The sequence below is a fragment of the Vibrio satsumensis genome (assembly GCF_050337435.1).
In the GTDB taxonomy this organism is placed as follows: domain Bacteria; phylum Pseudomonadota; class Gammaproteobacteria; order Enterobacterales; family Vibrionaceae; genus Vibrio; species Vibrio satsumensis.
Window position 1 is genome coordinate 262,058 of the sequence record NZ_JAKJSX010000004.1, and the last position, 10,986, is coordinate 273,043.

Annotated in this window: 13 protein-coding genes; 10 read left to right on the forward strand and 3 right to left on the reverse strand. The window is 43.6% G+C overall.

The annotated features are described in order from the left end of the window. Positions 1-198: 198 nt before the first annotated feature. Positions 199-597, reverse strand: a complete 399-nt coding sequence (locus L4C44_RS04180) for a RidA family protein (RefSeq protein ID WP_004741170.1) — start codon at positions 595-597, stop codon at positions 199-201. 157 nt (positions 598-754) lie between these two features. Here L4C44_RS04180 and L4C44_RS04185 point away from each other — a divergent pair, with 157 nt between their 5' ends. The 10 genes from L4C44_RS04185 to L4C44_RS04230 all read left to right on the forward strand — a co-directional run bounded on the left by L4C44_RS04185 (position 755) and on the right by L4C44_RS04230 (position 9,255). Next, the gene (locus tag L4C44_RS04185; protein WP_146490164.1) at positions 755-1,636 is read left to right on the forward strand and encodes a LysR family transcriptional regulator; all 882 of its coding nucleotides are present in this window, start codon (positions 755-757) and stop codon (positions 1,634-1,636) included. Between the two features lie 718 nt (positions 1,637-2,354). Then, a complete protein-coding gene (locus L4C44_RS04190) occupies positions 2,355-2,756 on the forward strand; it encodes an ATP synthase subunit I (protein WP_048608582.1) in 402 nt (133 codons plus the stop codon). 1 nt (position 2,757) lies between these two features. Further along, the gene (gene atpB, locus L4C44_RS04195) at positions 2,758-3,528 is read left to right on the forward strand and encodes a F0F1 ATP synthase subunit A (RefSeq protein WP_065676261.1); all 771 of its coding nucleotides are present in this window, start codon (positions 2,758-2,760) and stop codon (positions 3,526-3,528) included. A 47-nt stretch (positions 3,529-3,575) separates the two neighbouring features. After that, positions 3,576-3,812, forward strand: coding sequence for a F0F1 ATP synthase subunit C (gene atpE / locus L4C44_RS04200; protein WP_004730405.1), 237 nt, complete (start codon positions 3,576-3,578; stop codon positions 3,810-3,812). Positions 3,813-3,867: 55 nt separating this feature from the next. Then, positions 3,868-4,338 carry a F0F1 ATP synthase subunit B gene (locus tag L4C44_RS04205; RefSeq protein ID WP_428804438.1) on the forward strand — a complete coding sequence of 157 codons (471 nt, stop codon included), beginning with the start codon at positions 3,868-3,870 and terminating at the stop codon, positions 4,336-4,338. 11 nt (positions 4,339-4,349) lie between these two features. Then, positions 4,350-4,901, forward strand: coding sequence for a F0F1 ATP synthase subunit delta (locus L4C44_RS04210; protein WP_086713779.1), 552 nt, complete (start codon positions 4,350-4,352; stop codon positions 4,899-4,901). 9 nt (positions 4,902-4,910) lie between these two features. Further along, positions 4,911-6,452, forward strand: coding sequence for a F0F1 ATP synthase subunit alpha (gene atpA, locus L4C44_RS04215; protein WP_285954600.1), 1,542 nt, complete (start codon positions 4,911-4,913; stop codon positions 6,450-6,452). A gap of 46 nt (positions 6,453-6,498) precedes the next feature. Further along, positions 6,499-7,368, forward strand: coding sequence for a F0F1 ATP synthase subunit gamma (gene atpG / locus L4C44_RS04220; RefSeq protein WP_239718946.1), 870 nt, complete (start codon positions 6,499-6,501; stop codon positions 7,366-7,368). Positions 7,369-7,411: 43 nt separating this feature from the next. Continuing rightward, entirely contained in the window at positions 7,412-8,797 is a 1,386-nt protein-coding gene (gene atpD, locus L4C44_RS04225; protein ID WP_086713776.1) for a F0F1 ATP synthase subunit beta, read from the forward strand. A gap of 14 nt (positions 8,798-8,811) precedes the next feature. Next, entirely contained in the window at positions 8,812-9,255 is a 444-nt protein-coding gene (locus tag L4C44_RS04230; protein ID WP_048668867.1) for a F0F1 ATP synthase subunit epsilon, read from the forward strand. Between the two features lie 157 nt (positions 9,256-9,412). On the opposite strand, the gene L4C44_RS04235 is transcribed toward L4C44_RS04230, so the two are convergent. Both L4C44_RS04235 and L4C44_RS04240 read right to left on the reverse strand, forming a co-directional pair. Next, a complete protein-coding gene (locus tag L4C44_RS04235) occupies positions 9,413-9,949 on the reverse strand; it encodes an RNA-binding S4 domain-containing protein (protein ID WP_371714441.1) in 537 nt (178 codons plus the stop codon). Positions 9,950-10,181: 232 nt separating this feature from the next. Continuing rightward, complete coding sequence (locus tag L4C44_RS04240; protein WP_428804439.1) at positions 10,182-10,961, reverse strand: hypothetical protein; 780 nt, start codon at positions 10,959-10,961, stop codon at positions 10,182-10,184. Between the last annotated feature and the right edge of the window lie 25 nt (positions 10,962-10,986).

Consider the following 10,986-nt stretch of genomic DNA (forward strand, 5'->3'; position numbering starts at 1 on the left):
ATTCTGTCCTTGTAACGGTTAGGTTGCGGTTGAGTCTGGCAACCATCTGGTTAATTAATAAACTGTTAATATTCAGGTAATTAATTGCTAAAATAAGTCGTACATTTTGTATCTAAAGTAAACCCGATCGCTTGTATCAATAAACCGCTTTAATTCAAAAGAGTTTTGATCCGCAAATAGCCTTAGTTCACAGTCGAATTATTCAGGTTGAGACGCCGATGCATAAACCACGAACTCGACTAACATCTCTTCTCTTGCTAACCCTGCAACGACGACCGCAGCACGGTTTGGATAAGGTGCATTGAAGTATTCTCCGTATACGCTGTTGACCGTTTTTAGATATTCACGGTCTGTCACGTAAATCAGAACTTGCAGCACGGAATCCATAGATTCGCCTGCACACTCCAACGTATGAACAAGGTTGTTAAAAGTCTGACGCGTTTGCGCTTCGATACCGCCTTCTACTACTGCGCCCGTTTCATCAATTGGAATCTGCGCGGTGTATAGAGTGCCGTTATTTACGATTGCCCACTCTAGTGGTGCTTTTGAAGCAAAAAGAGCGGTTTTTACTGGGTGTTTTTTAGTTTGTGCGTTCACGATTCCATCCAACTTTGTAACAACTATGTTTCAAGATGGTTAAATACTGCACCTTGACGACTGATAAATCTAACGGTAAATTTTGTGCATTTGATAAATAAAATCTATCACCTTTCAAAAAGTAAGGTATAGCAAGGGCTAGAGAAGGATCAGTGCCATGAGTATTAAGCTACAACAGTTAAAACATTTTGTTTTAGTGGTCGAAGAAGGGGGATTTCGAGCAGCATCTCACCGAGCAAATCGCTCGCAAGCGGCACTTTCTACATCGATAAAAGAGCTGGAAAAAATACTCGGCCAACCTCTGTTTGAAACAGGCAACAAATCGACACTGACGCCTTTTGGAGAAATATGCTTGCCAAAAATCATTCAATTCTTGAATGTTTACAAAGCATTAGACAATGACCTACGCGCAGCGGCGGCTGGACAACAAGGAAGAGTTCGAATAGCAAGCGTGCCTTCGGTAGCCGCAAAACTAATCCCTAGTGTTTTAGGGGCTTTTTGTGAACAGTACCCAAATGTAGAAGTGAGTTTGATTGATGATAATGCGGCAGGTGTAGAAGCAAGATTACTCTCTGGAGAGGTGGATGTTGCCCTCGGTAATAGCTCCCATTTAGAAGAAGAGAACATCGACTTCACGCCTTTGCTTTCTGATCCGATCGGTGTGGTGTGCCTAAAAGACAATCCTATTGCCTCTCAACGGGAAGGAATCGAATGGCAAACATTGTTAAAACAACCCTTCATTCGTAACGGGACTTGTACCCTACTTGACCCAACACCCGCACGCATGCTCAGCGAACAAGCTTTGTATTCAGTAGAGAACATTACCTCGCTGTTTTCGGTGTTAGAGCTCGGAATAGGCGTAACTACGCTACCTAAACTGGCTTTCCCAACCAACGAAACCCGCTTAGTGTGGATTCCATTAATTGACCCGCCCTTGCAACGACAAATTGGTATTTTCAGATTGTCTGATCGTACGATCTCACCACAAGCACAGGCTTTCCATGACTTATGTGTTCAATACCTCAGTTATGAAGAGTAATAAGAGAGCCTAGATTAAGTAAATTAGGCAGCACTTTGCTGCCATTTACTTCCTCAAAACTCGGTGTCTCTTCTCCCAACCATGCTTCTCACACACCCAATCATGACCATCACTCCTATAACATCAACATTTAGGCGCTGAATTTTCACGCTCGCGTACGCAAATAATGACAAAGTGACAACAATATAAAAAATATTCGTTTATTGATAAGGAGCGACGTACGTTTAATATCCCAGACAAACGAAACCTTCCATCCTTGCCTCAAACAAGCATAATCTCTCTCAAACCACACTTGGCAATTCAGCTTACAAATGAGCCTAAGTGTTTGAATAGTCTTAATTGATAAGATCATAAGTTGATAATTTCGCTCGCAGAACCCTTCCCAAAAGTCCCTCTTTTCCATATGGATAAAGCATCTTAAATATTCATGAATAAAGTAATAAAACGATTACTTTCATAAATGAAAAACTCTCATTTCAAAAATGGAATTATTGATATCAATATTTGTCGTTTTGATCACATAATTTTAGGCGTAATTTATATTTTGTCGAAACGATAGCGAATTAGTTTAATTCGTTTCATTTCGTCAGGAGATATAAAACCAGCAAGGGTTTTTCTTTAAAGCAAATCAAGTGTTATTAACAAGTGAAATGTAGTAACAAGTTAAATTTAAACTGTGTTTTATATTAACTTACACTGTTTAACATAAGGTTTTATTATGAGGCTTAATGGGATTAGTAGCGACATCCTTGTTGCCGCTAAAAGAGTTGTTCTCTGCCAAATAGTATTAGCCATCGGTGTAGTTTTATATGAAGTGTTTTTTGGTAATAAAGTAGATATGGAATCATCAGCTTTGGGCATCGTAATTGCGATGTTGCCACCGCTGTTTGGATTTATATATGCAAGCCTAAAGGTGCGTAAGAACCCTAATTATAGTTTACGTGACTTAATGCAAATGAGTCGTGTCGTAAAAATAACATATACGTTTTTAATGTTTATCTTGGCATTCCAGTTCTTCAAACTGGATAACCCAGTAATATTATATGCGTACATATTTACTATGGTTGGATACTTCTTAACACCATTTATTACCGCCTCTAATAGATCGGAGTACGCGTAGTATGGATCAAGTCACTACCGCTCACGAATACATAGAGCATCACTTAACCTTCTTAACTACAGGTGATGGGTTCTGGGCGTTTAACATTGACTCGATGTTGGTATCTTGGATTACAGGTTTACTTTTCATCGGTGCATTTCGGTATGTAGCCACTCGTGGCACTAGCGGCGTTCCAGGTCGTTTTCAATGTTTTATCGAGCTTGTCTTTGACTTCGTTAATAATCTCGTCAAAGAAATTTTTCAAGCAGAAGATAAATTAATAGGACCACTGGCATTAACCACTTTTGTTTGGGTGTTGTTAATGAATGCAGTCGACCTATTACCCATTGATTTAATCCCGGGGTTAACCCGAGCTGTAGGTCTAGAGCACTTTAGAGACCTACCAACAGCAGACGTAAATATACCAATGTCGATGGCACTCGGTGTTTTTATTCTACTGTTAACCTATACATTTAAAAATAAAGGTTTGAAAGGCTTTATCAAAGAGCTAACTACTCAGCCATTTGATAACCCTCTTTTATATCCTATTAACTTAGTTCTTGAATTAATAACATTAATTTCAAAGCCAATATCACTAGGTTTACGATTATTCGGAAATATGTATGCAGGCGAGATGATATTCATCCTTATTGCACTAATGCCTTGGTGGATGCAGTGGGCACTGAGTGTACCTTGGGCCTTATTCCACATATTAATCGTATTCTTACAAGCATTTATATTTATGGTACTGACCGTTGTTTATTTAGGAATGGCAACAGAAGAACACCACTAATTAATAACTACAAAAATTAACTAACAAATTATTTATCGGAGATACAAATGGATATCGTAAGCGCAGTTTTATATGTAGCAGGTGCATTACTGATCGGTTTAGGTGCAGCAGGTGCAGCATCTGGTATTGGTAACTTAGCAGGTAAATACCTTGAAGGTGTTGCGCGTCAACCAGACCTAACTCCAATGCTTCGTACTCAATTCTTCATCATGATGGGTCTTGTGGATGCTGTACCGATGATCGGTGTTGGTATCGGTCTATACATCATCTTCGCTGTGGCTTAATCAAACAGCTTTGAAAAGATCGATTTATACATAATCAAGATTTAGTGAGGAAGGTATGAACTTAAATGCAAGCATGTTTGGACAAGCAATCTCATTCGTGATTTTTGTTTGGCTCTGCATGAAATATGTATGGCCCCCTCTCACCGCGATGTTAGACGAGCGCCAAAAAGAAATCGCTGATGGTTTACGCCACTCAGAGAACGCTGCGAAAGAGCTAGAACTAGCAAAATCCAATGGCGCACAACTCATCGAAGATGCAAGAAAGAATGTGACTGAACTGATTGAACAAGGCCGAAAACGCCGCAACGAAATCATCAGCTTAGCGCAACAAGAAGCCGAACAAGAAAAGGCACGCATCTTAGAACAAGGTAGAGCTGAGCTAGAAGGCGAACGCCAAAAGATACGCCGTGAACTTCAGGCGGATATGGCAGATGCAGTGATTCAAAGTGCACAGAAATTGATTAGCAAAAATCTAGATTCTGCAACGAACCGCGCGCTGGTTAACCAAATGATTAGCGAACTCTAAGGAGAGGCAATATGTCAGATTACACCAATATTGCTCATCCCTACGCCAAAGCATCGTTTGAATTTGCTTTAGGTGAGAACCAGTTACAAGAGTGGCACTCAATGCTGTCCATTCTTGTGGCTGTCGCGGAAGAAGAAACAATCGCTAGTCAGATTTCGTCTGCAGAAGGTGCTCCTACACAACAAACCGAAGAGTTGGCAAACCTCATCATTCATATTTGCCAAGGCCTCGTTGATGACCACGTCATTAATCTCATTCGAGTCTTGGCCGAGAACGGCCGCCTTTCTGTTGTAAGAGACCTGTTTGAATTGTTCTGCGAGCTCAAGGACGAACATGAACGTGTAGTGCCTGTCACTGTCACCAGTTCAGAAATACTGACACAAGATCAAGTTACGTCATTAACAGCTGCACTTGAGAAGAAATTAGAGCGTCAGGTTGAAATGAAGCAGGTTATTGATGACACGCTAGTGGGTGGAATGGTCATCAAGGCGGGTGAAACCGTGATCGATGGTTCGTTAAACACATCAATTGACCGATTGGCTCATCAACTTCACGCGAGATAGGTAACAATTATGCAATTAAATTCAAATGAAATCAGCGATCTAATCAAAGAACGCATCTCGAAATTTAATGTGAGCACCGAAGCTCGCAACGAAGGCACTATCGTATCGGTTCGTGATGGCATCATCACAATCAATGGCCTTGCTGATGTCATGCAAGGCGAGATGATTGAATTACCTGGTGGCAAGTACGCACTTGCACTTAACCTAGACACCCACTCTGTTGGCGCGGTGGTAATGGGTCCTTACATTGACCTTTCTGAAGGCATGAAAGTGAAAGGCACGGGTCGCATCTTAGAAGTACCTGTCGGTAACGGACTTCTGGGACGTGTAGTGAACACCTTAGGTGAACCGATTGATGGTAAAGGCCCAATAAGTTGTGACCGTCTTGACCCAGTAGAAGTCATTGCACCAGGGGTAATTGAACGTAAGTCTGTAGACCAGCCAATTCAGACTGGCTATAAAGCTGTAGATACCATGGTACCTATTGGTCGTGGTCAACGTGAGCTGATCATCGGTGACCGTCAGACAGGTAAAACCGCTTTGGCAATCGATGCGATCATCAACCAAAAAGATTCTGGCATCAAATGCGTGTATGTGGCAATTGGTCAGAAAGCATCAACCATCGCTAACGTTGTTCGTAAGCTCGAAGAGCACGATGCACTTAAAAACACCATCGTGGTTGTTGCATCAGCATCAGAATCAGCAGCGCTGCAATACCTAGCACCGTACGCGGGTTGCACCATGGGTGAATACTTCCGTGACCGCGGTGAAGATGCACTGATCATTTATGATGATCTATCCAAACAAGCGGTAGCGTACCGTCAAATCTCATTGCTACTTAAACGCCCACCGGGTCGTGAAGCCTTCCCTGGCGACGTATTCTACCTTCACTCACGCCTACTAGAACGTGCAGCAAGAGTGAATGCAGAGTATGTAGAAAAGTTCACTAACGGTGAAGTTAAAGGCCAAACTGGCTCATTAACCGCGCTTCCTATCATTGAAACTCAAGCGGGTGACGTGTCTGCGTTCGTACCAACCAACGTAATCTCAATCACTGACGGTCAGGTTTTCCTACAAACCCAATTGTTTAACTCAGGTCTACGTCCTGCAGTCGATCCGGGGATCTCAGTATCTCGTGTGGGTGGTGCGGCACAGTGCAAGATCATCAAGAAATTGTCTGGTGGTATCCGTACTTCATTAGCTCAATACCGCGAGCTAGCGGCATTCGCTCAGTTCTCTTCTGATTTAGATGAGATGACCCGAAAACAACTCGACCATGGTGAGCGTGTAACCGAATTAATGAAACAAAAGCAATACTCTCCTATGTCGGTCGCTGAGCAAGCAACGGTTATTTACGCAGCAGAGAAAGGCTATCTCGCGGGTGTTGAACTAAACAACATAGCCTGTTTTGAAGAAGAGCTGATCGCTTACGCCAAAGGTCAAAACCCAGCATTATTCGACAAAATTAACGCGACTGGCGATTACAACGACAACATCGAGAGTGCTCTTAAAGAGATTCTAGATGGTTTTGTTGGAATGAAAGCTTGGTAAGTGCTCCGGTTTCTTAGCTGGAAATCAAAACAAATAGGAGCAGATTATGGCAAGTACTAAAGAAATTCGCACCAAGATAGCCAGTGTTAGTAACACTCAGAAAATCACCAGTGCAATGGAAATGGTTGCAGCAAGTAAGATGCGCAAAGTTCAAGACAACATGACGCAAACGCGGCCTTACGCCGAGAACATGCGCCAAGTTATCTCTCATGTCGCATCGGGTTCACTAGAGTACCAGCACCCATACCTGCAACAGCGTGAACCAAAGCGTGTTGCTTACATCATTATCTCGTCCGATCGAGGCTTGTGTGGTGGCTTGAACTCAAACTTGTTCAAGAAAGTGTTAGAGGAAATGGAGCAATGGCGCACTAAAGGAGTCGAGGTAGAGACAACCTTAATTGGCTCGAAAGCTATCTCGTTCTTCCAACGCGGCGGCAATGTCATCGCGCAAACGTCAGGCCTTGGCGATACACCTAAACTAGAAGACATTTTAGGTACGGTAAATGCGATGTTAGGGCATTACGACGAAGGCAAAATCGATAGCTTGTATCTCGTTTACAACCAATTCGTCAACACCATGGTTCAAGCGCCAACGACGTTACAATTGCTCCCCCACCCTTCAGAAGCTGAGGCTGGTAGTGAGCCTAAAAAAGCGCGTCGTTGGGACTACATCTATGAGCAAGCACCCAAAGACATACTCTCAGAACTGTTACATCGATACATCGAATCACAAGTGTATCAAGGCATCGTTGAGAGTATAGCCTGTGAGCAAGCAGCCCGAATGGTCGCCATGAAAGCGGCAACCGATAATGCAGGCCAACTCATTGATGATTTGCAGTTGGTATATAACAAAGCGAGACAGGCTGCGATTACCCAAGAGCTGAGTGAAATAGTCTCAGGTGCCCAAGCTGTCTAGGGGCAGAAAAGAGTGGGTCAGAACAGAATTTGAGGATTTAAGAATGAGTGTTGGAAAAATAGTTAAAGTAATCGGCGCTGTGGTTGACGTCGAATTCAGCGGCGGCAACAGCCCTCGCGTTTATGATGCATTGAAAGTCACCAGCGACGAAGCAAGCTCGCTAGTATTGGAAGTTCAGCAACAACTTGGCGGCAACATCGTTCGTTGTATTGCAATGGGTACATCTGATGGCTTGCGCCGCGGCCTAACCGTTGAAAACACAGGCTCTCCAATCACGGTCCCTGTAGGCGAAGAAACGCTGGGCCGAATCATGAACGTGCTTGGTCAACCTATCGATGAGTGTGGTGAGATCGGTCAGAAAGAAAGCTACGAAATTCACCGAGAAGCCCCCTCTTATGAAGAGCAAGCCAACAGCACTGAGCTTCTAGAGACAGGTGTTAAGGTTATCGACCTTATTTGTCCTTTCGCTAAGGGCGGTAAAATCGGTCTGTTCGGGGGGGCGGGTGTAGGTAAAACCGTCAACATGATGGAGCTTATCAACAACATCGCCAAAGCCCACTCAGGTCTTTCTGTGTTTACCGGTGTAGGTGAACGTACTCGTGAAGGTAACGATTTCTACTACGAGATGAAAGAAGCTGGCGTATTAGACAAAGTTGCCATGGTTTATGGCCAAATGAACGAGCCACCTGGAAACCGCCTACGTGTTGCACTTACTGGCCTAACTATGGCTGAGCGCTTCCGTGATGAAGGTCGTGACGTACTGCTGTTCATTGATAACATTTACCGTTACACGCTTGCGGGTACCGAGGTTTCAGCGCTATTAGGTCGTATGCCTTCCGCGGTAGGTTACCAACCAACACTGGCTGAAGAGATGGGTGTGCTTCAAGAACGTATCACTTCAACTAGACAAGGCTCTATCACGTCTATCCAAGCTGTATACGTACCAGCGGATGACTTGACTGACCCCTCACCTGCAACAACCTTTGCTCACTTAGATGCGACCGTTGTACTGTCTCGTAATATCGCTGCATTGGGTCTGTACCCTGCGATTGACCCGTTAGATTCGACGTCTCGTCAATTGGATCCTCTCGTGGTTGGTCAAGAGCATTACGACATTGCACAAACAGTTCAAACAACGTTGCAACGCTACAAAGAGCTAAAAGACATCATCGCGATTCTTGGTATGGATGAGCTTTCAACTGAAGATAAACAGATTGTATCTCGTGCTCGTAAGATTGAACGTTTCTTAACTCAGCCTTACCACGTAGCAGAAGTGTTTACCGGTCAGAAAGGTGTCTTTGTACCGCTAAGCGAAACACTAAGAGGCTTTAAAGGTCTGTTAAGCGGCGAGTATGACGACATCCCAGAGCAAGCGTTCTTGTACTGTGGCTCTATCGACGAAGTGCTTAAAAAAGCAAAATCACTCTAAGAGGTAGGTGCACCATGGCTATCGGAATTACAGATAATACATTTCAACTTAATATTGTAAGTGCGGAAGGTACGCTGTTTTCAGGTCCAGCGTATGCCCTAGCCGTTTCTGGCGCGGATGGTGAGCTGGGTATCCGCCCCGGTCACTCCCCGCTTCTCAGCAAAATAAAACCGGGCGTAACAGTGTTTGTCACAGACCCTAAATCAGAGGGGCAAGTGCTTTATGTCTCTGGTGGGATGCTTGAAGTTCAACCCGATGTGGTAACAGTTTTGGCCGATACTGCCTTGCATGGTAAAGACATTGACCGCGCTCGTGCAGAAGAAGCGAAATATGCAGCTCTAGAAAATATCAATAAGGGCAATGTAGACATCAACTTTGCACAAGCTCAGCTTGAACTAGCAAAAGCCGTTGCTCAGCTTCGCGCATCAGAACTGACGTCTTCTCGCACTCGACACTGAGAATAAGCGTTGTTGGCCGTTAGCTGTGCTAGCAAACAAATACAAAAAAGGCTCACTAAATAGTGAGCCTTTTGATATCTGCTTAACGAAAAACCGAGGTTTAACGTTGCTTGATTTTCAAACGAATAGTTTTAGAGCAGCAATTTAGAGCTATAGCTTAGAAGAATTCAATCGAATTACGGCCGCTTTTGTCGTCACGAGTTGGCTTTGGCGTATCCGCTTTCTTTTTCGGTTTCTTCTCTTTTTTCTCTTTCTTCGGTTCAGCCTTTGCGCTTAGCATTTCAGCTTTGCTTTTCTTAGACTCTTTCTTCTTAGAATCCTTTTTAGACTGGCCTTTCTTCGCCTTGTTATTTTGTTTAGGCGCTTCTTTCTTTTTCGGCTTTTCTGATTCTTCTTGTACTGGTTGATCACACACCACTACATAGTATTCTTGGTTGAATTCAAAGAAGTCGCCATCGTACATTTTACGACGCTTACGCGTTTCCAGCTCACCATTTACCGCTACATAGCCTTCAGAGATGATGTGCTTAGCTTCACCGCCACCACTCACTAGGTTAGCAATTTTAAACACTTTGTAGAGTTCGATTGGCTGTGATGAAACATCGATACCAATGGCTTCAATTTCAATCTCTTCGCCTTCTTCGCCTAGGTCTTGACCTTCGTAATCAGCGTCTTCGTAATGTTCTTGGTCCATGGTGACCTCTACCTAAATATGTACTTCTGAAATATTGGGCGCAGTGTAATCGTAAAACAACTAAATGACCATGTTGAATTTTTGATGTCCGTTACCTTATCACTTGTTGACTAACTCCAACGGACGCCCAATACAAGAAAGAGAGCCAAATCATTAGCTCCCTTCGCTTTTAAGTTTAGATTATTGATTCGCTTTTATCTCACGAAGCAACTCTCTCAATTACCTATACACACTAGAAGAACCACTTCACGCCGACTTCAGCCTTTAGCTCGTAGTCACCTTCTAGCGTAACGCCCGTTGGCAGAGTGACATCTGCAGATGCGTATTGCAGTTTCGTCATTAGCCACTGAGTTCGGTCTTCCTTAATAGGAGCGTTCATCATGATATTGAAAGACGTCGATTCAAGTTCCACTGTATCGCCAGAAACGTTCATGTATTCAGGCCATGCTTGAACAAACGCGCCAGAATCTCCCATTGGGATGGTGGCAAACAGGTTTAGCATGTAGCCGTCTGCCGTTTCACCAAACACTTCACCGATGGTGTAGTTTACGTTTGGAAACAGCATCGCACCGCCGGTATAAGCCGGGTTAATCAGACCAATAGCACCGACAGACATCAACGTATTGTCGTCCAAGCCCAATGCAGAGTTCTTAGTGTGGATGAAGTCCGCCATGAAGCCAACACGCGGCATTAATGAGCTATCAATTGCTGATACTTGGAAATATTGAGCTCGGCTACCAAGGTAGTCAACGCCCATTGAATCTTTGCCAGGCTTAGCATCTGAGTCGCCAAAGTTACCTTCGATAAAGCCACCGAACTGAGTCGTTTCAGACCATGCTCCAGTTAGCATTGAAGACAAACGGATATCAGCATCAGAAGTAACAAAAAACGCAGCCTGTGTATAAACGCGAGTTAGATCCGATGGATCAATCACTTGGCTTTCTTCTTCATTCGCAAAAGCAGTACCAGACATTGCAGCTAACATTGAAGCGGTCAGTAATAGTTTTTTCATGTGTAAACCTTATTCTCATTGGTGC

Bases quoted from the DNA above. Each gene is read 5' to 3' on its own strand.
- L4C44_RS04240 (WP_428804439.1), bottom strand. From the start codon at position 10,961: ATGAAAAAACTATTACTGACCGCTTCAATGTTAGCTGCAATGTCTGGT.
- L4C44_RS04230 (WP_048668867.1), top strand. From the start codon at position 8,812: ATGGCTATCGGAATTACAGATAATACATTTCAACTTAATATTGTAAGT.
- L4C44_RS04235 (WP_371714441.1), bottom strand. From the start codon at position 9,949: ATGGACCAAGAACATTACGAAGACGCTGATTACGAAGGTCAAGACCTA.
- L4C44_RS04205 (WP_428804438.1), top strand. From the start codon at position 3,868: ATGAACTTAAATGCAAGCATGTTTGGACAAGCAATCTCATTCGTGATT.
- L4C44_RS04190 (WP_048608582.1), top strand. From the start codon at position 2,355: ATGAGGCTTAATGGGATTAGTAGCGACATCCTTGTTGCCGCTAAAAGA.
- atpG (WP_239718946.1), top strand. From the start codon at position 6,499: ATGGCAAGTACTAAAGAAATTCGCACCAAGATAGCCAGTGTTAGTAAC.
- atpD (WP_086713776.1), top strand. From the start codon at position 7,412: ATGAGTGTTGGAAAAATAGTTAAAGTAATCGGCGCTGTGGTTGACGTC.
- L4C44_RS04185 (WP_146490164.1), top strand. From the start codon at position 755: ATGAGTATTAAGCTACAACAGTTAAAACATTTTGTTTTAGTGGTCGAA.
- atpB (WP_065676261.1), top strand. From the start codon at position 2,758: ATGGATCAAGTCACTACCGCTCACGAATACATAGAGCATCACTTAACC.
- L4C44_RS04210 (WP_086713779.1), top strand. From the start codon at position 4,350: ATGTCAGATTACACCAATATTGCTCATCCCTACGCCAAAGCATCGTTT.
- atpE (WP_004730405.1), top strand. From the start codon at position 3,576: ATGGATATCGTAAGCGCAGTTTTATATGTAGCAGGTGCATTACTGATC.
- atpA (WP_285954600.1), top strand. From the start codon at position 4,911: ATGCAATTAAATTCAAATGAAATCAGCGATCTAATCAAAGAACGCATC.